Origin of the sequence: Sphingopyxis sp. HIX (genome assembly GCF_001468285.1) — a bacterium.
Lineage (GTDB): Bacteria > Pseudomonadota > Alphaproteobacteria > Sphingomonadales > Sphingomonadaceae > Sphingopyxis.
In genome coordinates this window covers 1-21,147 of the sequence record NZ_LNSB01000048.1, presented here as the reverse complement: position 1 = coordinate 21,147, position 21,147 = coordinate 1, and the positions used below count along the sequence as shown (strand labels likewise).

The window sequence follows — 21,147 nt, the reverse complement described above, 5'->3', positions numbered from 1 at the left end:
GACGAGTCGAAGCATCGCTATCGGTTAACCCGATGAGCGACGCCCCGCCCCCCTTCGTCCCCGGCGCCTTTGTCGGGGCCGCGCATCATTATCGGGCGCGCGTCTATTTCGAGGATACCGACCTGTCGGGCATCGTCTACCACGCCAATTACCTGCGCTATATGGAGCGCGCACGCTCGGACATGCTGCGCCTGGCGGGCATCGACCAGCGGAGCGCAATGGAGGCCGGCGAAGGCGCCTGGGCGGTCACCGACCTCAGCATCAAATACAGGAGCCCCGCGAAGCTCGACGACGACCTGCTCGTCGTCAGCACCGTCGAGGCGGTGCGCGGCGCCAGCGTGATCATCGCGCAGCGCATCCTTCGCGGTCAGGATGCGTTCAGCTCCGAAACGCTTACCGAGGGCCGGGTCACCGCGGCCTTCCTGTCCCCCGAAGGCCGTCCCCGCCGCCAGCCCCTCGACTGGGTCCAGCGCTTCACCGCCGTCATGAATGGAGAGAATATCCCTTGCTAGACAATATCTCGCTGGCCGCCGACGCGGCGACGCTGTCGCCGATCGCGCTGTTCCTCCAGGCCGACTGGGTCGTCAAGGGCGTGATGATCGGGCTGCTGCTCGCGTCCATCTATGTCTGGACGGTGATCGCCACCCATGGCCGCGGCGTCGGCAAGCTGATGCGCGATTCGGAGCGCTTCGAGCGCGATTTCTGGCGCGCCGACAATATCGACAAATTCTATGACAAGAACAGCGCCGAGGAACTGCCGAGCGCCAAGGTGCTCGCCGCGGGGATCAGCGAATGGCGCCGCTCGACCAAGGGCAAGGCGATCGACCGCGACGGCACGCGCGAGCGGCTGGGCATCGCGATGAACGCCGCGCTGGCGGGCGAGGTCGACCGGCTGGCCGAGAAGATCGGCACGCTCGCGACGATCGGATCGGTCGCGCCTTTCGTGGGACTGTTCGGCACCGTCTGGGGCATCATGCGCGCCTTCACCGAGATCGCGGCGCAGAACAAGAGCAGCCTCGACGTCGTCGCGCCGGGCATCGCCGAGGCCTTGTTCGCGACCGCCATCGGGCTCTTCGCCGCGATCCCCGCGGTGATCGCCTACAACAGCTTCTCGCAGCGGCTGAACCGCCTCGAATCGCGCCTCGGCCGCTTCGCCGACGGGCTGCACGCGACCTTCAGTCGCGAGCTCGAGCTCGAAGCCTGATGGCGATGTCGGGTCCCTCGGGCGGCACCGGCGGCCGGCGGCGTGGGCGCGGCGGGCGCCGTGCGCCGATGTCGGAGATCAACGTCACCCCGCTCGTCGACGTCATGCTGGTGCTGCTGATCATCTTCATGATCACCGCGCCCCTGCTCGCCTCGGCCGTTCCCGTCGACCTGCCCGAGAGCAGGGCAAAGCCGGTCGAGACCGAGGAGCAGGAGCCGGTGCAGCTGTCGATCAACGGCGACGACACCATTTATATTGGCGAGGAGGTCGTGCCCGAAGCCGAACTGCCCGCGCGGCTCGACGCGATCGCCGCGGCGCAAAAGGAAGGCGAACGCCCGCAGCAGATCATGCTGCGCGCCGACAAGGGGCTCGACTATGGCCGCGTGATGCGCGTGATGGGCGAACTCAACCGCGCCGGGCTGACGCGCATCGCATTGGTCACCACGGGATCCGAAAGCGGAGCCGACGGCGGCGCCGAAGCCCCAACCCCCGCGGTCACCGACGGTTCAGGCACGGCGCCATAGGCTGACATCATGGCGGCAACACGGGCAGTCTCCGGCAACGAAGCACGCGGCATCGCCATCGCGGTGGTCGCGCACGTCCTGATCATCGGGCTGCTCTCGGTGCAATGGACCGCCGGCGAGCGGCGCTTCGACAATCCGCCGATGGAGGTCGACCTGGTCGCCGAGACCGCGGCCGAGTCGAGCGCACCGGTGATCAGCGACACGCCCCCCGCGGCGCGGCTGGGCGAGGAGGATGCGGTCGATATCGCCGCGCCCGAGCCGCAGCCGACCCCGCCGCTGCCCGAACCCGTCGTGCGCCCGACCCCGGCTCCGACGCCCAAGCAGGTCGCTCGCCCGAAAACCCCGCCCCCGGCGAAAAAGGTGCCGCCCGCGGTGCAGAAAGCGGCGCCCAAGGCCGCCCCCAAGACGCCGACCAAAAAGGCGGGCGTCCGCCCGACCGGACGGCTCGACGGCATCGTCGACGGGCTGGGCCGCGAGCCGACCAAGTCGCCGAGCAAGGGCGCTCCCGCCGCGAAGACCGCCGCCGAGGTGCGCCAGTCCATCGATGCCAGCATCAATGCCAAGGTTCGGCCGAAGTGGAACGGTTGCAAGGTCTCCGGCCTCGACGTGAATCTGTTGCGGACCAAGGTTGAGTTCAAACTCACACCGTCGGGCGCTCTCGCCGGGTTTACGAGTGTGGTCACGACCGGGCAGAATGAAAGCAATCAGTTTCAGGTCGCACGTCACCAAGAATGTGCCAAGCGCGCCGTCGAACTCGCAGCTCCGTTCACCGAGCTTCCCGATGATAGCTACAGCTTCTGGAAAGAAGCCGAGCTGACTTTCTTCAAGAGGTAATTATGACCAAAAAGACAGTCCTCCTCGCCACGGCGTTTTCGATCTCTTTCGCTGCGCCGCTCGCAGCCCAGACGCCATCCGAAGCGTCAACACCGGCGCCCGCGCCACGCCTCAGCGAAACCGTGGAAGGTGAGCTCTCGCAGGACCGCACCGTGATCGCCGTCCCCGCGCTCGCGACGCCGGCGGTGACCACCGTCGCGGGGCTGCGCACCGACAGCCTCGGCCGCCAGATCGCCGAAGTCATCGCCGCCGACCTCGAGCGCAGCGGGCTCTACGCGCCGCTCGGCCCCGGCAGCGTCCGCGCGATCACCATGAACGAGGTCACCGCGCCGCGATTCGCCGACTGGCAGGCGCAGGACGCCGAAAACGTCGTCCACGGTTTCGTGCGGGCGAGCGGCACCGGCGGGCTGGTCGTAGGCTGCTACCTCTACGACACCCAGCTCGGCAGCGAGCTGGTGCGCCAGGGGTTCGAGATTCAGCCGGGCGACTGGCGCCGCGCCGCGCATAAATGCGCCGACGCCATCTATTCGCGCCTGTCGGGCGAATCGCCCTTCTTCGACAGCCGCGTCGCGTACATCGCCGAGAGCGGCCCCAAGGGGAACCGCATCAAGCGGCTCGCGATCATGGACAGTGACGGCGGCAACCACCGCTTCATCACCAACGGCCAGGCGCTCGCGCTGAGCCCGCGCTTCTCGCCCGATTACAAGAAGATCGTCTATGTGAGCTATTTGCAGGACCGCGTCCGCGTCTTCATCTACGACGTCGATGCGGGGTCGCAAAAGCTGGTGACCGAAAGCCGCAACGCGACCTTCGCGCCGCGCTGGTCGCCCGACGGGACGCAGATCCTCTTTTCGATGGCGGTCGCAGGCAACACCGACATCTATCGCGTCTCGGCATCGGGCGGCACCCCGGTGCGGCTGACCAACAATCCCGGTATCGATGTCGGCGGCAGCTTCTCGCCCGACGGCAAGAAGATCGTCTTCGAAAGCGATCGCTCGGGCGGCCAGCAAATCTATACGATGAACATCGACGGGTCGAACCAGCAGCGCGTCAGCTTCGGCGGCGGGCGCTATGCGACCCCCGAATGGTCGCCGCGCGGGGACCTCATTGCCTTCACCAAGATGGGCGGCGGCGAATTCCGCGTCGGGGTGATGACCCCCTCGGGCGGCGGCGAGCGATTGCTCACCAACGACTGGCAGGACGAGGCGCCGACCTGGTCGCCCAACGGCCGTGTGCTGCAATTCTTCCGCACCTCGCGCGGGCGCGAGGGCAAGTCGAGCCTGTGGCAGGTCGACCTGACCGGGGTGAACATGCGCCGGCTGCCGACGCCCGGCGACGGGTCGGACCCCAGCTGGGGCCCGATCCGGCCGTAATGCGCCGACCCGCGCTTTTTGCGCGGCGGAACCAATATCGAGCGGTCGGGTTAGAACCATGAGTTCAACATGGGTTAATCCCGACCTGAACAGGACCATCCGGATTAACACGAAAGGGACGACAACATGACGATACGGAAAACCACCGCCATGATCGCCGCGATCGCAATGCTCGCCGTGGGCGCTTGCTCGAAAAAGGCGCCCGAGGTGCTGCCCCCCAACCCCGACGGCGTCGACGACGGCAGCGGCGGCAATTCGGGCGGCGGCACGGGCGTGATCCCCGGCTCGCAGCAGGACTTCCTCAACAATGTCTCGTCGGACCGCATCTTCTTCGGCTTCGACCAGTATAATGTCGATGCCGAGGACCAGGCGACGCTGGCGAGCCAGTCGCAGTGGCTGCAGCGCAACCCCGCGGTGCGCGTCCTGCTCGAGGGCCATGCCGACGAACGCGGCACGCGCGACTATAACCTCGCGCTCGGCGAACGCCGCGCCAATGCCGCGAAAAACTATCTCGCCTCGCTCGGCGTCGATCCGTCGCGCATCGAGGTGATCAGCTATGGCAAGGAACGCCCGGCCGAACTCGGCTCGAACGAGGAAGCCTATGCCAAGAACCGCCGCGCGGTGACCGTCGTCATCCAGCGCTGAGCATATTTTCTCCGACTGACGTCGGAGGTGCTGGCTATCCAGCCAGCAGCGGCCACAAAGGCACCGCGGCCCAAGCCGCGATTGCCAGGAACGTACCGAAGGGGACCGATCGCAACGAAAGCGGCCGGTCCCCTTTTCCTTGGGTGAAGAGCGCCCAGAGCAGACCGCCGAAGCTCGCGAGCAGCAGGGTCAGCGGCAATGCCTGCCAGCCGAGCCAGGCGCCGAGCGCCGCCATCAGCTTGGGGTCGCCGCCCCCCATGCCGTCCCTGCCGCGCAGGCGCCTGAAAACGAAGGCGACCAGCGCGAGCGCCGCGCCGCCAACAAGCGCGCCGATCCAGCGGTCGAGCATCTGGGTAGCCAGCATCGGACCCGCGAGCAGCAGGCCGGCGATCGCGAGCAAAGCATTGAGCCGGTCGGGCAGCCACATATGGCGCGCGTCGAGCAGGGCGAGCGGCAGCAGCAGCCAGCCGAACAGCGCCCAGAGCCAGCCGGCGGTACCGGGCAGGATCGTCAACGCCAGCGCGCCGATCAGCCCCGAGGCGAGCTCGACCTGCATAGGGAAGGGATTGATGCGCGCGCCGCAGCTCCGGCAGCGGCCGCGCAATACGATCGCCGAAGCGAGCGGGACGAGGTCGACGACGCCGAGCGGGCGCTCGCACGCGTCGCACTGCGAGCGCCCGAGCACCGACTTTCCATCGGGCCAGCGCAGCACCATGGTCGCGATAAAGCTGCCGAGCACCAGCCCAAGCAGCGCCGCCAGCCCGACGCCTGCGCCAAGGGGCAAGGCGTCGACCGCCGCGACCATGGTCTAGAAACGGCCCGTGCTGACCAGCACGAAAACGCCATTGCCGGCGCGGAAGCCGAGCGCCGAGAGCACGGACGCCATCGTCGGATCGTCGGCGGTGATCGCGAATTCGGCGCGGTACGCGCCGCTGCCGTCGAAGCCGAGCGTCAGCCGCTCCATACCCGACTGGCTGGTCAGCACCGCCTGCGCGCGCCCGTCGGCACAGCGCAGCGGCCCCGACAGCCCGCGCGACAGGTCGAGCCCGGCGATCGAAGTGCCGACGCTGAGCTGGAGCCGCCCGCTCGCCGCGGTGCAGCGCCCGCGTTCGTCGAAGCGGATCGTCGCGCCCTCGAAACGCAGGCTGTCGACGGGCACGAGCCCCAGCCCGCCCGACAGCGAGGTCGTGCCATTGAGCTCGGAGACCCCGCGCGGGTTGCTGCCATGGAGTCGCCCCGCCAGCTCGCCGAGCCGCGCATCGGGCCGCGCGAAGGCGAGCTCGACGTCCCCGCCGAGCAGCGCGAGCGGCGACAGGCTGGCTTGGACATTGCCGAGCGGCAGCGCGCCCAGCCGCGCCTCGATCAGCTCGCCCGCCCACACCGAGCCGTTGACCTCGCGCGCGGTCAGCCCCGAGCGCTCGGCGCCCGCGAGCGAGAGCGCGAGCCGCATCGGGAAGGTCGCGGCGATCACGATCAGCGCGATCAGCAGCGCGGCGAAGATGACGCGGCGGCGCATCACTTGGCTCCCCGCCGCAGCTCGGCCGTCATGCCCACCGTGCCGTCGTTGCCCGGGGTGATCGTCAGCTGGTCGACGACGAAGCCCTGCGCCTCGAGGCCGGCGAGCCAGTCGGCGAGCACGGGCGCCTTGGCGGTCGCGATTGCGACGGTCGCCTGGTCGGGCCCACGCGCCTCGTTGCGGTCGAGCGTCAGCCCGATCTCGCCGGCCGACAGGGTCAGATATTGCTCGACCGTCGCATCGATCACGGTCGGCGCCGGCCCCGCGGGCTTGCGCGCGAGCAGTTGCAGCTTGGCCGCCACGCGCCCCTCGCGCTCGATCGCGGCGCGGTGCTGCGCCTCCAGATCGGCGAAGGCAGCATAGGCCGGGCGCCCCAGCCCCCACAGGATGACGCCGAGCGCGAGCAGACCCGCGATTCCGACGAGCCAGCGTTCGCGGCGCGACAGGCCGGTCCACCAGGTCATGATGCGCTCGCTCATGGGACGGCCCTCACGGTGATGTTCGCCATCTGCTGGCCGTCGGTGCCCGCCATCGGCTGCGCGGTGACCTTGTAGCCGCGCGCCTGCAGCGCGAGCAGCACGGCGTTCAGATCCTCGGTGCGCGGCGCGGCGAGCGTCGTCGTCAGCGTGCCGTCGGTGCGGTGCGACAGCGTCTTGAGCGCGACGCCGGGCGTATCGCGCATCGCATCGTAGAGCGCCGAAGCGGGCACCGAGAAGGCAAGCGGCCCGCCGCCCGCCGCCGCAAGTCGCCGGTCGATCTCGGCCTCGGCCGCCGCAGCGTCGGTCGCGGTGATGCCCGCCTTCTTGGCGCTCGCGACCACGGCCTCGTCGGCGCGCGAAATGTCCGAGTTGACGCGGATCGCGTAGACGATCGGGATCAGCAGGCTCACCGCGACCAGCGCAGTCGCGAGCCGCCTGATCCATTTGACCATCGCGGGGTCGATCGCCCAGCTGCGCTTCGGCTGCCACGCGCCGCTGAGCAAATCGAGCGGCGGCGCGGCCAGCGAGAGCAGCAAAGCCTCGCGCATTCGGTCGGCATCGAGCGGCACGATCGGCCGCTCGGCGGCGATCAGCGGGTCGAGTTCGGGGTCCGAGGCGAAGGCGCGGTCGCCGGTGCGCAGCACCTGCTCGCGGCCGAGTTCGGCGGTCCACAGGCTGTCGGCTTCCGGCGGCGGCACCGTCGCCGCAGCGGGAATGATCGCCGCAGGAACGAGCCCCTGCGCCTTCAGCCAGTCGGTCCACGCGGTCATCGCGGCATGCGTCGTCACCGCCACCGGCACCGCCTGCCCGGCGTCGGCGGGCTGCCCCGCGACGACATGCAGCGCCGCCGCATCGCCGAGGCTCGTCCGCAGCGTGTCGAGCCGCGCGATCGCCGCCGCCTGCGCGGGCGCGGCGTCGGGATAATGGTGCCAGCGCAGCGGCACGTCGGCGGCGGGCGCGAGCGCGACCAGCCGGTCGTCGCCGCGATCCTCCTGCGGCCGCTCCCACGCGTCGACCCAGCCGTCGTCCTGCCCCGAATCGACGATCACCCCGTCGTCGACGCGCAGCCAGCTGGGCTCGGGCGCGTCGCCGCGGTTCAGCGCCGCCTGCGTCGGCAGCCAGAGAAGCAATGTGCGCGCCATGTCAGTCGGATTCGCCCCAGTCGCGCCGGACGATCACCGGCGGCGCGGCGCCCGCCGCTTGCGCGCCGCCCCAGGCGTCGATGAGCGATTCTGCCGTCAAGAAACCATCCCCCATCGTCACATTGGTCGTCAGCGCCAGCCAGCGGCTCGTCACCCCCGCCTGCTCGGCGACGTCGGTCGGCGGGTCGAGGCGGGCGAGCGGTCCGGACTCCCAGAATCGCACGCTGCTGCCATAGCCGCCCGCGGGACGCGCCGCCAGCACCGCGCGCGCATCGGCGACGCCGAGTTGCCCGGGCAGCAGCATCGCGAGGAGCGGCGCCTGCGCGGGTGCAAGCGTGTTGATGTTGAGCTTCACCGGCTCGGTCGCGGGCAGCACGCAGATCCAGGGTTTGAGCCGCGCATAGATGGCGGGAGTCACCCCGCGCACCGCGCGAAACTCGCTGGCGTCGACCATCTTGCGGTTGGCGGGCAGATAGCCGCCGGGCAGCGAACGATAGACGCCGTCCTCGGCGCCGAGCGGGCCGTCGACGCTGTCGCTGTCGAGCCAGTCGGCGGTCGCCCCCGCGATCATCCGCGCCTCGTCGGCATTGATCCCGACCAAGGTCATCAACTCGGCGAACTGGCCCGTCGTCCCCGGCCGCTGGCTGAAGCGCCCCGGCGCCGTCTCGGCGACCAGGCTGTTGAGGTTGAAGCAATTGTTCGCGTCGGTCAGCCGCGCGCTCCCCTGCCCGTTCGGCAGCGGCAAGGTGAAATCGCGCCCGAGCCAGTCGCCCGCGAGCGTGAGCTTCGCCTTGTCGCGCCCGACGAGGTCGGCGACGCGGCGCATCGCGATCTCCTCGGCGGCGAAGGCATAGGCCCGCCCCTGATCGACCGTCGCCGCGCTGCCCGCGATGCGCGTCGCAAGCGTCAGCCGGTCGAGCGCGGTCGCAGCGATCACCGCCATCACCGACACGAGCAGCAGCACGCTGAGCAGCGCCGCGCCGCGTTCACCGGGTGCGCGGCGGATCATGGCGCGGGCGTCCCGAGCGGCAGCGACGGCGGCGGCGCAGGCGCGGTCAGGAACAGCATCGTCAGCGGCGCGCCGCCGCGGCGCGTCAGCCGTACCTCGACCGCGCGCGGCAGGCGGTCGCCAGGCTCGCTGTTCCAGCTCCCGCCCCATTGCCCCTGGTCGTCGCGGTAGCGGATCGCGACGCCGGTCACCTCGCCGACCAGCCGGTCGCCGTCGCCGAGCGGCGTGCCGTCGAGCATCGGCTGCACCGCGCGGCGCCACTCGCCGCCGGTGAAGGCATAAGCGACGCGCTCGACATTGGGCCGCGCCCCGGCCTCGAGCGATCCCGCGCCGCCATGGACGAGCGCGAAGCCCGTTTCGGACCCGGCAAAGGCAGGGATCATCTCGCCCGAGGCCCCGCGCGTCGCCCGCGGCAGCGCCTGCGCGAGGTCATTCGCCATCAGCGCGCGAACGCGGTTGACCCCGCTCATCGCCTTCAGCCGCTCCTGCACCGCATCCTGCGTATCGACGCTGCTGCGCAGCAGACCGACGCCCATCGCCGCGATCGCCGCGAACAGCGACAGTGCGACGAGCATCTCGACGAGGGTGAAGCCGTTCGGACATGCCCCCCAATCCGTTCGTGCTGAGCTTGTCGAAGCACCGCTCTTGTCTTTCGACGCTCGAAAGAAAGAACAGCCCTTCGACAAGCTCAGGGCGAACGGGGGAAGGGAGTAATCGCGATCTCTCATCGGCTGGGCCTGATGATCGTCAGCGCCGCCTGCCCGCTGCCGCTTTCGGGGCGGACGACCAGGTCGATGCGCAGCAGGCTGTCGTCGGCGGTCTTGCTGACGCGCTGCTCGACGCGCCAGTTGCGCCCGGCGTTCGCCACGCCGACCGCGCTGTTGCCGATCGTCGGCGGGGCGGGGTCGGTCCACAGCTCGACCGCGCGGTTCTGCGCGACGATGCCCGCCATCGTGCTTTTGTCGAGGTCGCCCGCGGTGCGCACCGCAAAGGCGTCGAGCCGCACGAGCGTCAGCGCCGCGATGCTGATGATGCTGAGCGCGACCAGCATTTCGAGCAGCGTAAATCCGCCTTCGCCCCTATTCGCCACGGCTGATCTCCCCCGTGGCAGACACGCGCACGACCTCGCGCGCGTCGCCGCCCGCGAGTAGCAGCGCCTGCGGCGTCGGGCTGGTCCCGACGCGGTCGAACAATATGCGCGCTGCGCCCTGCCCATTGCCCGCGACGAAGCGCACGTCCGACGGCCAGTTCCGCTGTTCGAAGCTGCGCCCGGGCAGCGCCTGCCATTCGCCCGCGACGCGGCGTTCGAAGCCATAGCCCGAGGGCGCAAAATTGACCGACACGCTGCGCCCCTCGATCACCGCGACGTCGCGCGCCGCGGCGAGGCGCGCGGCGAGGCGGTCGGCCTCGCTGCGCACGCTGCGCTCTTCCCCCGGGATCGTCAGCACCACCGCGGTCGCGGCGAGCGCCATGATCGCGAGCACGACCATCAGTTCGACGAGGGTGAAGCCGCGTTCGCGCACGCGCCGTCGCGTAAATAAATAGGGACAGTCCCTATTTAATCCCAAGGCTGACGATTGTTCGATCGGCCCGTCCTCAATTAAATAGGGACTGTCCCTATTTATTGGCTGTCGCTGCGGATATCCGCATTTTCGTCGGTCCCGCCCGGCGCGCCGTCGGCGCCCATCGACCAGATATCAAACGCCTTTCCGTTCGCGCCCGGCGCCTGGTAATTATAGGGGCGGCCCCACGGATCCTGCGGCAGCGCCTTGATATAGCCGCCGCGGCGGTAACGTTCGGGCTGCGCCAGCGCGGGCGGCGCGACCTTCAGCGCATTGAGACCGTCGCCCGACGCCGGATAGGTCAGATTGTCGAGCCGATATTGTTCGAGCGCGGTTTCCAGCGTCGCGATATCGGCCTTGGCCTTGGTCACCATCGCCTTGTCCTGGCTGGGCAGGACGTTGATCATCACCACCGTCGCGAGCAGGCCGATGATGAAGATCACGACCATCAGTTCGGTGAGGGTGAAACCGCGCTCGTCGCTTTTGCGACGGCGGGCGGGGCGCGCCTGATTGGTGAAGGACGGATCGAGCATCAGGCGAAAGAATAGCTTCATCAGCGACATTTTCAAAGTCCGGCTAGGTTCTGCAACTGGAGGATCGGGAGCAGGATGGCGAGGATGATGAGGGCGACGCACGACCCCATAACGACAATTATGACAGGTTCGAGAAGCGCCATCGACGCGGCGGTAAAACGATCGAACTCGCGCTCGAGATAGTCGGCGGCGCGCTCGAGCATCACCTCGAGCCGTCCCGCGCTTTCGCCGCTCGCGGTCATATAGACGAGCAGGGGCGGGAAGACCCCGGCATCGCGCAGCGCGGCGGAAAGCCCGCCGCCCGCGCGCACCTGATCGACGATCGTCGCGGTCGCGCCGGCGAGCGCGGCGTTGCGGATCGTCGGCACGGTGAGCTTGAGCCCCTCGACGAGCGGCAGCCGGCTCGACACCATCGTCGATAGCGTGCGCGCGAACCGCGCCGCATAGAGATCGCGCAGCAGCCGTCCGAGCAAGGGCAGGCGCAGCAACCGCGCATCGACGCGCGCCTTGAACGCCGGGCGGCGCATCGCCGCGACCCAGCCGAAGGCACCCGCGGCGAGCAGCAGCGCGATCAGCCACCACCAGTTGGCAGCGAAGTTCGACACCGCGATCACCGCACGCGTCAGGAAGGGCAATTGCTGGCCGGTGTCGGTGAATTGCTCGACGACGCGCGGCACGACGAAGATCATCAGCGCCGCGACGACCCCGATCGCTACCACCGCGAGCACGATCGGATAGGCAAGCGCCGCGATCAGCTTGCCGCGCACCTCGGCCTGGCGTTCGAGCAGGTCGGCCAGCCGCGCGAGGATGACGGTCAGGCTGCCCGTGGTCTCGCCCGCGGCGACCATCGCGCGATAGAGCGGCGGGAAACTTGCGGGCTGGCGCGCCATAGCGTCGGCGAGGCGGCGACCTTCGAGCAGCCCGGCGTGGACGTCGCCGATCACCTCGCGCGCGCTTTCGGCCTCGCTCTGGCGCGTCAGCGTGCGCAGCGCTTCCTCGAGCGGCGCGACCTCGGCGAGCGTCGCGAGCTGGCGCGTGAAGAGCGCGAGTTCCTTGCTGCTGAGCCGCGTGCGGCGAAACGCGAGCAACGCGCGGCCCGCGGGTTTCGCCCCCGCCGGCTCGACCGCGACGATGTGGAAGCTGCGGCGGATCAGGTCGGCGCGCGCGGCATCGTCGTTCGCGGCGGTCAGCCGCCCCTTGCGCTCGCGGCCCTGGGGATCGATCGCCACATAGCGATAATCAGGCATCGACATCCTCGCGCCGCGCGATGCGGATCGCTTCCTCGGGCGTGGTCAGCCCTTTGGCAACCATCGCGCGCGCCGCCGACGCCAGCGTCGGCGCCTTCAGGAAGGCGTGTTTCGCGATCATCGCCTCGTCGCCGCCGGCGTAGATGTAGCGGCGCACGGTCTCGTCGACCTTGATCGCCTCGAACACCCCGACGCGGCCCTTGAAGCCGGTGCCGCCGCACGCGTCGCAGCCCTTGGGCTTCCAGACGACGGTGCCGATGTCGAGCCCCAGCATCGCGGCGATGCTGTTGTCGGCCTGCACCGGCTCGCGGCAATGATCGCAGAGCTTGCGCACCAGCCGCTGCGCCAGCACCGCCCGCAAGGTCGAGGCGAGCAGGAAGGGCTCGACCTTGAGGTCCTTGAGGCGCGTGATCGCGCCCACCGCATCATTGGTGTGCACGGTCGAGAGCACGAGGTGGCCGGTGAGCGACGCCTGCACCGCGATATCGGCGGTCTCGCGGTCGCGGATTTCGCCGACCATCACGACGTCGGGATCCTGGCGCAGGATCGCGCGGAGGCCCGCGGCGAAATCGAGCCCGACCTTGGCATTCACCTGCGTCTGGCCGACGCCGTCGACGGCATATTCGACCGGGTCCTCGACGGTCAGGATGTTGCGCTGGCCGTCGTTGAGCTGCTTGAGCGCCGCGTAAAGCGTCGTCGTCTTGCCCGAACCTGTCGGGCCGGTGACGAGGATGATGCCATTGGGCTCGGCGAGCGCCTCGCGCAAAATCTGGTCGGCGGCGCCCGCGAGGCCGAGGACGTCGAAGTCGATGCCCGCGGTATCCTTGTCGAGGATACGCATCACCACGCGCTCGCCCGCGCGGCTCGGCAAGGTCGAGACGCGGACGTCGACCGCCTTGCCCGCCAGCGTCAGCGCGATGCGCCCGTCCTGCGGCACGCGGCGCTCGGCGATGTCGAGGCGCGCCATCACCTTGATGCGGCTAACCACGACGGGCGCGACGTGCGGCGGCATGCGCAGATGCTCGCGCAGCACGCCGTCGGTGCGCATGCGCACGACGAGCCCGCTCTCATAGGGTTCGATATGGATGTCGCTGACGCCTTGGCGCACCGCTTCGGCGATGATCGCGTTGATCAGGCGGATCGCGGGGGCGTCGTCGGCGCTGTCGAGCAGATCCTCGGCGCTCGGGATGCCGAGTTCGAGGTCGCTGCCGTCGAGCGAGCCCGCCATCGCGGCGGCCGAGGCGTCGACGGCATAATGGTCCGACAGCAGCCGGTCGAAATCGGCGGTGCCCGCGGTTGCGACCTTGAGCGGCGCGGCGAGATAGCGCTTCACCTCGATCAGCACCGCGGGGTCGCTGCCCTCGCGCAGGGTCGCGAGCCACACGCCGCCCTCGCCGGGCGCGATGACGACGCCGTGGGTGCGCGCGAAGGCATAAGGGATGTCGACCGGCGCCGGGGGAGCGGCGATCGGTTCGGGATCGGTCACGGATAGTCTCCGGGGGGCGGCGCGGGCGCGTTCGAGATCGAGGGCGGGACGTCGGTGGTCGTGACCGTCCCCTCGGGGGCGCGCAGCGCGGGCAGGTCGACGGGGCCGACGGTGACGTCGCTCGGGCTCGGCGGCGCGGGCGGGGTCGTCCCCATATAGTCGCGTACCAGCGTGTCGATCGCGGGTTCCTCGTTCGGGTTGCGACGCAGCTGGACGTCGCGGACATAACCATAGCGGCGCGCGGTGAGCGCGGCATTGTCCTCGCGGCTGCGCAATATCGTCGGGCGGATGAAGACCATCAGGTTGGTCTTGGCGCGGCTGCGGCTGCGCGACTTGAACAGCTCGCCGATCAGCGGGATGTCGCTCAGCAGCGGGATGCGCTCGATCGTCTTGCGCTCGTCGTCGTTGAGCAGCCCACCGATCGCCAGGATCTCGCCGTCGTCGACGGTCAGCACGGTCTCGAACGAGCGCTTGTTGAGGATGAGGTCGCTGTTGCGCGACGACACCGGCCCCGCGACGCTCGACACTTCCTGGCGCAGGAACAATTTGACCTCGCCCGCGCCGTTGACCTGCGGCGTGACTTCCAGCTTGATGCCGACCTCTTCGCGCTGGACGGTGCGGAAGGCGTTGTCGAAATTGTCGCTGAGCGCCTCGCCCGTCGTGATCGGCACTTCCTGCCCGACGAGGAATTTCGCGGCCTGATTGTCGAGCGTGACGATATGCGGGGTCGCGAGCAGGTTCGACGTCGTGTCGGACTTCACCGCGTTGATGATCGCGCCGAACACCGTGTTCTTGCCGATATCGCCGGCAAAGCCCGCAAAGCCTCCGGTCGCCTGGAGCAGCTGCGCCGCCGCGGCTTCCTGCAGCGTATTGCCGAACGAACTGCCCGTCGTCGTCGTCGTGGTGTTGCCGTTCACCGTCGTCGTGTCCTGCGACAGCTCGTTCGCGGCGAAGGCGCCGCCGAGCGTCAGGATGTTCGGCGAAGCGTTGCTGTAGCTCGTCGCGGCGAAGGGGATATTCTTGCCGCCCAAGAGGAATTGCACGCCGAGCTGCTTCGCCGCACTGTCACCGATTTCAACGACGATAGCCTCGACCAGCACCTGTTCGCGGCGGCTGTCGAGCTGGCGGATCAGCTCGCCGAGCATGCGCTGCACGTCGCTGTTCGCTGCGACGATGATCGCGTTGGCGCCCTCGTAGCGGGTGACGATCGCGGGGCCGCGCGTCGCGATGCTGCCGCCCGCGCCGCTGACCGACGTCGGCGTCGCTGCGGCGGGCGCGGCACTCGGCGCCGAGGTGCCGCCGCTGGACGACGAGGAGGACGAGGTCGCGGGGGGCAGGCCGGCCTTCTGCGCCGGGTCGCTGCCGCCGCCGACGAGCTGCTGGATCGTCGGCAGCAAGGTCTCGGCATTGGCGTGCTGGAGCCAGTAGACGCGGAGCTCGGTGCCGCCCGCCGCCTTGGCGTCGAGGTCGTTCGCCATCGAAACGAAGCGCGCGACGAGCGCCTGGTCGCCGCGGAGCGCGATCGCATTGCTGCTGTCGATCGGCACGATCGCGACGGGCGACTGCGCCCCCTCGCCCGCCGCCGGGACGAGCGCCTGCAGCGCGGCGGCGATCTCGCGCGCGCCGGCGTTCTTGAGCGTGACGATCTGGCTGGTCGAGGTATCGCGGTCGATGCTGTTTGCGAGCGCGCGGATGCGGCGGATATTGTCGGCGAAGTCGGCGACGACGAGGCTGTTGGCGTTGCGGTTCGCGGTGAGCGAGCCCTGCGGGCTGACCAGCGGGCGCAGCGTTTCGACCGCCGCGACGGCGTCGATGTGGCGGAGGCGGATGATCTCGGTCACGAACTGGTTCTGCGCCGCGCCGCTGCCGCCGATGCGGCCGGGCTGCGCCGCGGCGCCGTCGATCGGCTGGATGCGATAGGCGCCGTTGGGCCCCGGCACTGCGACGAGGCCGTTGGAACGCAGCGTCGCGAGGAAAATCTCGAAATATTCGCTGCGCGACAGCGGCCGGTCGGTGACGACCGACACCTTGCCGTTGACGCGGCCGTCGATGACGAAAGTGCGCCCGGTAATGCGCGCGGCATCCTGGATGAAGGCGCGGATGTCGGCGTCGCGGACGTTCAGCGAATATTGCGCGAGCGCCGGGAGCGGCGCGGCGGAAACCAGCGCGGCGGCAAGCATCAGGGACAGTTTGAGACGCATAGAGCCTTACTTCGACACAAAGATGGCGATCGGGATGACCTGCGCCCCGCGCTCGATTTCGAGCGAGATGCGCGCACCCGGTGCGAACTGGCTGGCGAGCGCCGCGGCGTCGCTCGCCGATCCGATGGGGCGACCGTTGATACCGCGCACGACGTCGCCGGGGCGCAGGCCCGCGGCGCGGAAGGTCGCGCCGTCGCCCTGCGGCTGGACGACCACGCCGGTGACCTTGCCATTCTCGCTGCGCGGCGCGAAGCCGACCCCGGCTTTCAGCGCGGCGGGCGAGAGTTCGCCCGCAACGGCATTGGGATCGGCGGCGGCGGGCGCACCGACCTGCGTCGGGGCGGGCAGCGGGGTGGCGGGCGCCGCGACCGCGGCGTCGCCGCTCTGGTCGAGGAACAGGCTTTCGCGCGCGCCACCACGGTCGAGCAGCACATGGTCGAAGGCGACCCCCACGAGCTTGACCCCCGGCGCGATTTCCTCGCCGACGGCATAGCTGGTCTGGATGCCATCCTCGCCCGCGATGATCGCCGAGCCGCCGCCGGTCGCCTCGTTGATGTTCACGCCGAACAGGGTGAGGCCGAGCGCGGTGACGGTGGCGCTCGCGGGGCCCTGCCCGCCGGTACGGAAAAAGGGATCGAAGCTCGCGAACAGCGCGCGGCGTTCGGCGGGCGAGGCAATCACCGCGGTCTGCGGCTGCCACGCGCCGAGCGGCGACAGCGGGGTGACGAGCGTCCAGACCAGCCGCACCGCCTGTACCGCGAGCAGCAGCGCCAGCAGGCCGATCAGCAGCAGCGGTCCTGTCGCGCGCGGCGAGCGGCTGCGCAGCCGCAACCACGCGGGCAGCGCACGCGGGCCCCGCACGGCCGATCCGGACATCAGCGTCGCCATGAAAAGCCCGTCTTACCCCCGCCTGAAATTGCGTCTCGCGAATCGCCTAGGGGCGATCGGTGACAATCAGCTGACGGGAAGATTACAGTTTTTTGACAGAGGGGCGAGTCCGGCCTGAGGCGGCTCGCCGCACGTAAGCCCCTCCCCTTCAGGGGTGGGGTCGGGGTGGGGCCGTCGGCCTCGCGCAAGGCCTCGGGCCCCTACCCGCTGCGACTAGGCGGCAAGCCGCCAAGTCTCGCTGCCCTCCCCTGAAGGGGAGGGCGTACCACGCCTCAGAACTTCAGCGACGCGCTCAGCGAGAAGGTGCGGCCGAGCTTGTAGCGGTTGAGGAAGATGCGGCTTTCGGCATTTTCCTGCACTTCCTGATATTTGCGCCCCGTCAGGTTGCGCGCCTCGAACTTGAGTTCGATGTCCTTGCCGAAAACGGCAAAACCCTGCCGCGCAACGAAATCGAGCTGGATTCCCGGCTTTTCGCGAATGTCGGGCTGGCCCGACGGACCGCGGCTAGTGACGCGCGGGCTGGCATAGGTCAGCAGCAGCGTCTGTTGCGACAAATTGTCCTGATCCTCGAGCCCGATCTGGACATTGACCAGATGGTCCGACTGCCCCGTGAGCGGCGAGCCGTCGAAGAAGAAGTCGCTCGCGTCGAGTTCGACACCGTTGATCACCGTGGTATCACCATCGCCGACCTTAATTTCCGACTTCGTCCAGGTATAGTTGCCGATCAGCACCAGGCGGCGGCTTTGCCAGAACGCCGATTCGCCCAGTCCGTCGAGCGGGACATATTTCTGCACCTCGACTTCGGCGCCGTAAAGCGTCGCCTCGGGCGCGTTGGCGAAGCTGGTATTGGCGACCGAGTCGGTGCTGATCGAGGTGTACGCCTCGATCGGATTGTCGATCTTCTTGTAGAAGCCCGCAGCGGTGAACCGCTGATCCTTGGCAAAATACCATTCGTAGCGCAGTTCGACATTCATCAGTTCGCTGTCGGTCAGCGACGGGTTGCCGCGGAACTGGCGGTTCGATTCGGGGTCCTGATAGATTTGCGCGATCAGTTCGCGGAACTGCGGGCGCGCAATCGTCTTCGACCCGTTGAGCCGGAGCTGCATGTCGGGTGCGACTTCCCAGGTCAGCGTGACCGCGGGCAGCCAATAGTCGTTGTTGAGGTCGGTCACGGCGATGGCGTTACCGCCCGTGTTGAACAGGTCGATCGGCGAGACCGTCTGCTTTGCATCCTCGTAGCGGACGCCGGCATTGACGTTCACCCCCGACGTCAGTTCGGCCTGCACCTGCGCATAGCCTGCATGGGTCGTGAGATTCGCGTCGAACGCGGCCGTTCCGTCCTGCGCCGAGGTTTCGACAAGCGTGATGTCGTAGAGCTGGATCGACGCATCGGAGAGAAGGAAATCGGGGCGCAATTGCTGCACCGGAATCGGCAGGTTCGCCGCGCGGAACTGGAAGGCGCGGCGCACCGCGACGCGGTGGGTGTCGCTATAGGCATAGCCGACACTGGCGGTAATGCTGGGTGCCAGTTCATAGCTGAGATCGACGCCGCCCGACCACAGATCCTCGTTCAGGTCCGAAAAGGCGATCGTCGCGCTGCCGCGGTTGCCGCCGAGGTCGTTGACGAACTTGTCGCCGACCGGATCCTGCGCCAGTGGCAGGTTGGAGCGGATATAGGTGAAGCTGCGCTCATAGGGCGCCTCACGCTGCGAATTGGCATAGCCGCCGCGCAGGTCGAGCTGGAGCTGGTCGAAGTCGAATTCGGCGACCAGCTGGGTGTTGATCAGCTGGCGTTCGTACCAGGCGGTGTCTTGCACCATGGTTTCGCGATCGGGAACATTCTGATCCCTGCCCAGCCCCAGGCGCGCCTGCTTCAGCGTGTCGCGGATATAGAGGCTGGTCCAGCGAAACTTGTGATCACCGAGTTCGAGGCCGAAACCGAGCAGGCCGTTCACGACGATACGATTGTCGGTGATGACGCGTTGGAAATCGGTCTGCGGCGGCCCTTCGAGATCGGGGTCGAGCGAGGTCTGCTGGAGCGTGTCGCGGGTGCGCCACTTGTTGCTGATCCCGGCGGTCGCAATGATGCCGAGTTCGCCGTCGGGCAGCGCGAAATTGAGCCCGCCGGTGACACCGGCAGACCAGTTGACCGGGATATGGTTGTTCTGCTGCAGCAAGGTCGTCGGGGCGTTCGACAGCTCCATCGCCATCGCTTCGAGATTGGTCTGGCTGAAGTCGGCGCCTTCGAGGATGGGCTTGCCGCTGGCGAAGGCCGCGCTGAGCAGCGGCGGGACGTCGCGCGTGCCGTCATCGAAGCCCGTCCAGTCGGTGTCGCTGCCATAATAGGTATAGCCAAGCTCGTTGGTCGTCTCGCTGTCCCAGCCAATGCCGCCCGAGAAGGTCAGGAAGCTTTCGCGCGGAGTCGACTTGGTCGTGAGGTTGATCACGCCGCCGCCGAACTCGCCGGGGAAGTTCACCGAATAGCTTTTCTGAACGAGCGTCGAATCGATGACGTTCGAGGGGAAGATGTCGAGCGGGACGACGCGCTTCAACGGCTCGGGGCTGGGCAGCGGCGAACCGTTGAGCAGCGCCAGCGAATAACGGTCGCCGAGGCCGCGGACATAGACGAAGCCGCCGCCGACGACCGACAGGCCGGTGACGCGCTGCAGCGAGCCCGAGATGTCGCCTTCGCCGGTGCGCGCGATGTCGGCCGACGAGAGCACCGACACCACCTCGGGCGTCGCGCGAACAATGTTCGGAGTATAGCGGCCGGTGACGACGATTTCAGCGTCCGCACCGCCGGGGATCGAGACGTCGGGCTCTTCTTCGGCGGGGACGTCGCCCGGCGCCGCATCGGTCGCGGGCTGTGCGACATCCTCGGTCGGCGGCGTCGACTGGACGCTGTCGCCCGCGGGCCCGGCGTCCTGCGCCAGCGCCGCGGGGGACACCAGAGCCGACGAGATAAGCAGCAGGCTGGCGAAGAGCGGCCGCGTGGTCATGATCAAAAAACCCCTGTTTGCAGATGGGATAGGGGGCGGGGCGCTCCGCCGTCGGTGCGCCCCGCCCCTATATTCGGACGTCGGCGCGTCAGACGGGGATGGCCGTGCAGGCACCGCTCGACGAACCGAAGTTCGCCGTGGCCGAGTTGCAGGTCCAGCCTTGGAAGCGCGTGTCGGCGGCGTCGCGCACCGCGCCGACATAACCCGCGTTCACGAAGAAGGCGTTGATCGGAACGGGGTTGAACGCCGGGCGGGCGGTTTCGGCCGAGCCGTTGATGAACACGCTGGCCAGCGTCGGGACGAAGGTCGAATTGTTGTTCGTACCCGCGTTGAAGATCGCCGCGACCTGGTCGTTGGTGACGCCGCCCGAGCCGGTGAAGGCGCTGGTGCCGCCGCACTGCATGTTGACCGAGTCGAACTTCGGCGGGCCGGCTTCGTCGGGACCCGCGGTCTGCACGGTGGTCGCCGAGTTGATGCGGATGCACGAGATGCCCGGCGCCGCGATCACGCCGTTCATGAAGCGATAGTCGGCGCCGCCGCGGATCAGCACCGTCGCCGCGTTGCTGGCCGCATTGTTGCGGTGGATGAAGGTGAAGTTCGACAACGCGACATTCTGGCGCGGGGTCGTGTCTTCGTTGCCGTTCGAGTCGATCTCGAGCATCGAGTCGCCGACCGCGCCGCCGGCACGCTGCACCGCCAGCAGGAACTGGACGTTGCCCTTATAGCCGACGTCGGTGTCGAGGCCGTCGTCCTCGGCGCCGGTGATCGCCAGGTTGCGCATGTTGACGCGACCGCCGAACACTTCGATGCCGTCGTCCGAGCTGTTATGGACCTGGATATTCTCGATCACCGTGCCCGAACCGGTGCCCGAGGGGGTCAGACCCTGCAGCTCGCTGTTCGGGGTCAGGTTGAAGCCCGAGTAGCGGATCTGGACGAACGACATGCGCCCCGAATTATCGGCGACGAGTTCGCCGCCGTACAAAGCACCCGACGCACCTTCGGTATCGCGTTCGCAGGCGTTGGTCCCCGGCGTCGCGCCCGGCGCAAGGCAGTCGGTGACCGGCGCGCGGCCGAGCAGCACGACGCCGCCCCACAGCTGCGAGATGTCGTCGGTCGCCGAGCCGACGACGTTGCCGCGGCCGGTAAAGACAATCGGCTGCGCCGGGGTGCCGACCGCGTCGATCTTGTTGCCGCGGTTGACGACGAGGAAGGACACGCCAGTCGAACCGAAGATGGTGACACCCGGATCGATCGTCAGCGTGACGTCGGCAGCATCGCCCGCATCTTCGGTCGGCCCCTGATCCGTGCCGACATCGACGCGGCCGGGCAGCGAATAGATCACGCCAGCGACCTTCGGGATCGCGGTGGTGGCGGTGAAGCGCGCGGGGAAGCCGCAGTTGCGCCAGGTGCCCTGCGGGCCGGTGATGGTGCCGAGGTCGGTCAGCGCGGGGCCGGCGATGGTCGGGCAGCTCGCGGCGGGGGTGACGCCGGTCGGGGTCGGCGTG

General features: G+C 68.8%; 21 protein-coding genes. 6 read left to right on the top strand and 15 right to left on the bottom strand.

The annotated features are described in order from the left end of the window. The first annotated feature begins 32 nt into the window (after positions 1-32). The 6 genes from ATE62_RS19155 to pal all read left to right on the top strand — a co-directional run bounded on the left by ATE62_RS19155 (position 33) and on the right by pal (position 4,580). Complete coding sequence (locus ATE62_RS19155; RefSeq protein ID WP_058809172.1) at positions 33-512, top strand: YbgC/FadM family acyl-CoA thioesterase; 480 nt, start codon at positions 33-35, stop codon at positions 510-512. Continuing rightward, the gene (gene tolQ, locus ATE62_RS19150; protein WP_058809171.1) at positions 506-1,204 is read left to right on the top strand and encodes a protein TolQ; all 699 of its coding nucleotides are present in this window, start codon (positions 506-508) and stop codon (positions 1,202-1,204) included. Before ATE62_RS19155 ends, tolQ begins: the two co-directional genes overlap by 7 nt. Beyond that, entirely contained in the window at positions 1,204-1,728 is a 525-nt protein-coding gene (gene tolR, locus ATE62_RS19145; RefSeq protein WP_058809170.1) for a protein TolR, read from the top strand. The genes tolQ and tolR overlap by 1 nt, the downstream gene beginning before the upstream one ends. A gap of 9 nt (positions 1,729-1,737) precedes the next feature. Further along, the gene (locus ATE62_RS19140) at positions 1,738-2,562 is read left to right on the top strand and encodes a hypothetical protein (protein WP_058809169.1); all 825 of its coding nucleotides are present in this window, start codon (positions 1,738-1,740) and stop codon (positions 2,560-2,562) included. Positions 2,563-2,564: 2 nt separating this feature from the next. Next, positions 2,565-3,935 (top strand): Tol-Pal system beta propeller repeat protein TolB, encoded by a 1,371-nt coding sequence (tolB, locus tag ATE62_RS19135; RefSeq protein WP_058809168.1) that lies wholly within the window; start codon positions 2,565-2,567, stop codon positions 3,933-3,935. A gap of 126 nt (positions 3,936-4,061) precedes the next feature. Continuing rightward, complete coding sequence (pal, locus tag ATE62_RS19130; RefSeq protein ID WP_197411716.1) at positions 4,062-4,580, top strand: peptidoglycan-associated lipoprotein Pal; 519 nt, start codon at positions 4,062-4,064, stop codon at positions 4,578-4,580. Positions 4,581-4,614: 34 nt separating this feature from the next. Here the strand turns inward: pal and ATE62_RS19125 are convergent, their stop codons facing one another. The 15 genes from ATE62_RS19125 to ATE62_RS23710 all read right to left on the bottom strand — a co-directional run. Next, on the bottom strand, positions 4,615-5,385 hold the full coding sequence (locus tag ATE62_RS19125) for a prepilin peptidase (RefSeq protein WP_058809167.1): 771 nt from the start codon (positions 5,383-5,385) through the stop codon (positions 4,615-4,617). 3 nt (positions 5,386-5,388) lie between these two features. Continuing rightward, positions 5,389-6,096: a type II secretion system protein N gene (gene gspN, locus ATE62_RS19120; RefSeq protein ID WP_058809166.1), complete on the bottom strand. Its 708-nt coding sequence runs from the start codon at positions 6,094-6,096 to the stop codon at positions 5,389-5,391. Further along, a complete protein-coding gene (gene gspM, locus ATE62_RS19115) occupies positions 6,096-6,575 on the bottom strand; it encodes a type II secretion system protein GspM (RefSeq protein ID WP_058809165.1) in 480 nt (159 codons plus the stop codon). Before gspM ends, gspN begins: the two co-directional genes overlap by 1 nt. Further along, positions 6,572-7,717, bottom strand: a complete 1,146-nt coding sequence (gspL, locus tag ATE62_RS19110; protein ID WP_058809164.1) for a type II secretion system protein GspL — start codon at positions 7,715-7,717, stop codon at positions 6,572-6,574. Before gspL ends, gspM begins: the two co-directional genes overlap by 4 nt. A gap of 1 nt (position 7,718) precedes the next feature. Continuing rightward, on the bottom strand, positions 7,719-8,726 hold the full coding sequence (gene gspK / locus ATE62_RS19105) for a type II secretion system minor pseudopilin GspK (protein ID WP_058809163.1): 1,008 nt from the start codon (positions 8,724-8,726) through the stop codon (positions 7,719-7,721). After that, the gene (locus ATE62_RS19100; protein WP_082662903.1) at positions 8,723-9,454 is read right to left on the bottom strand and encodes a GspJ family type II secretion system protein; all 732 of its coding nucleotides are present in this window, start codon (positions 9,452-9,454) and stop codon (positions 8,723-8,725) included. Before ATE62_RS19100 ends, gspK begins: the two co-directional genes overlap by 4 nt. Beyond that, a complete protein-coding gene (gspI, locus tag ATE62_RS19095; RefSeq protein WP_269433370.1) occupies positions 9,451-9,816 on the bottom strand; it encodes a type II secretion system minor pseudopilin GspI in 366 nt (121 codons plus the stop codon). The genes ATE62_RS19100 and gspI overlap by 4 nt, the downstream gene beginning before the upstream one ends. Next, a complete protein-coding gene (gspH, locus tag ATE62_RS19090; RefSeq protein WP_231736319.1) occupies positions 9,806-10,249 on the bottom strand; it encodes a type II secretion system minor pseudopilin GspH in 444 nt (147 codons plus the stop codon). The genes gspI and gspH overlap by 11 nt, the downstream gene beginning before the upstream one ends. Positions 10,250-10,347: 98 nt before the next feature. Beyond that, positions 10,348-10,851, bottom strand: coding sequence for a type II secretion system major pseudopilin GspG (gene gspG, locus ATE62_RS19085; RefSeq protein ID WP_082662902.1), 504 nt, complete (start codon positions 10,849-10,851; stop codon positions 10,348-10,350). 2 nt (positions 10,852-10,853) lie between these two features. Next, positions 10,854-12,068: a type II secretion system inner membrane protein GspF gene (gene gspF, locus ATE62_RS19080; protein WP_058809192.1), complete on the bottom strand. Its 1,215-nt coding sequence runs from the start codon at positions 12,066-12,068 to the stop codon at positions 10,854-10,856. After that, entirely contained in the window at positions 12,061-13,554 is a 1,494-nt protein-coding gene (locus ATE62_RS19075) for a GspE/PulE family protein (protein WP_058809160.1), read from the bottom strand. The genes gspF and ATE62_RS19075 overlap by 8 nt, the downstream gene beginning before the upstream one ends. Next, positions 13,551-15,755: a type II secretion system secretin GspD gene (gene gspD, locus ATE62_RS19070; protein WP_058809159.1), complete on the bottom strand. Its 2,205-nt coding sequence runs from the start codon at positions 15,753-15,755 to the stop codon at positions 13,551-13,553. The genes ATE62_RS19075 and gspD overlap by 4 nt, the downstream gene beginning before the upstream one ends. Before the next feature lie 6 nt (positions 15,756-15,761). Further along, positions 15,762-16,631, bottom strand: coding sequence for a type II secretion system protein N (locus ATE62_RS19065; protein WP_231736318.1), 870 nt, complete (start codon positions 16,629-16,631; stop codon positions 15,762-15,764). Positions 16,632-16,915: 284 nt separating this feature from the next. Next, positions 16,916-19,642: a TonB-dependent receptor domain-containing protein gene (locus tag ATE62_RS19060; RefSeq protein WP_058809157.1), complete on the bottom strand. Its 2,727-nt coding sequence runs from the start codon at positions 19,640-19,642 to the stop codon at positions 16,916-16,918. An 88-nt stretch (positions 19,643-19,730) separates the two neighbouring features. Further along, positions 19,731-21,147: hypothetical protein (locus ATE62_RS23710; protein WP_058818585.1), on the bottom strand; the 1,417-nt coding region annotated here is incomplete at its 5' end.

Coding starts and splice junctions, on each gene's coding strand:
- gspD (WP_058809159.1), bottom strand. CDS start 15,755: ATGCGTCTCAAACTGTCCCTGATGCTTGCCGCCGCGCTGGTTTCCGCC.
- gspN (WP_058809166.1), bottom strand. CDS start 6,096: ATGCGCCGCCGCGTCATCTTCGCCGCGCTGCTGATCGCGCTGATCGTG.
- ATE62_RS19100 (WP_082662903.1), bottom strand. CDS start 9,454: ATGAGAGATCGCGATTACTCCCTTCCCCCGTTCGCCCTGAGCTTGTCG.
- ATE62_RS19125 (WP_058809167.1), bottom strand. CDS start 5,385: ATGGTCGCGGCGGTCGACGCCTTGCCCCTTGGCGCAGGCGTCGGGCTG.
- tolR (WP_058809170.1), top strand. CDS start 1,204: ATGGCGATGTCGGGTCCCTCGGGCGGCACCGGCGGCCGGCGGCGTGGG.
- ATE62_RS19140 (WP_058809169.1), top strand. CDS start 1,738: ATGGCGGCAACACGGGCAGTCTCCGGCAACGAAGCACGCGGCATCGCC.
- tolB (WP_058809168.1), top strand. CDS start 2,565: ATGACCAAAAAGACAGTCCTCCTCGCCACGGCGTTTTCGATCTCTTTC.
- gspM (WP_058809165.1), bottom strand. CDS start 6,575: ATGAGCGAGCGCATCATGACCTGGTGGACCGGCCTGTCGCGCCGCGAA.
- gspF (WP_058809192.1), bottom strand. CDS start 12,068: ATGCCTGATTATCGCTATGTGGCGATCGATCCCCAGGGCCGCGAGCGC.
- gspL (WP_058809164.1), bottom strand. CDS start 7,717: ATGGCGCGCACATTGCTTCTCTGGCTGCCGACGCAGGCGGCGCTGAAC.
- ATE62_RS19065 (WP_231736318.1), bottom strand. CDS start 16,631: ATGTCCGGATCGGCCGTGCGGGGCCCGCGTGCGCTGCCCGCGTGGTTG.
- ATE62_RS19155 (WP_058809172.1), top strand. CDS start 33: ATGAGCGACGCCCCGCCCCCCTTCGTCCCCGGCGCCTTTGTCGGGGCC.
- gspG (WP_082662902.1), bottom strand. CDS start 10,851: ATGTCGCTGATGAAGCTATTCTTTCGCCTGATGCTCGATCCGTCCTTC.
- gspK (WP_058809163.1), bottom strand. CDS start 8,726: ATGATCCGCCGCGCACCCGGTGAACGCGGCGCGGCGCTGCTCAGCGTG.
- pal (WP_197411716.1), top strand. CDS start 4,062: ATGACGATACGGAAAACCACCGCCATGATCGCCGCGATCGCAATGCTC.
- ATE62_RS19060 (WP_058809157.1), bottom strand. CDS start 19,642: ATGACCACGCGGCCGCTCTTCGCCAGCCTGCTGCTTATCTCGTCGGCT.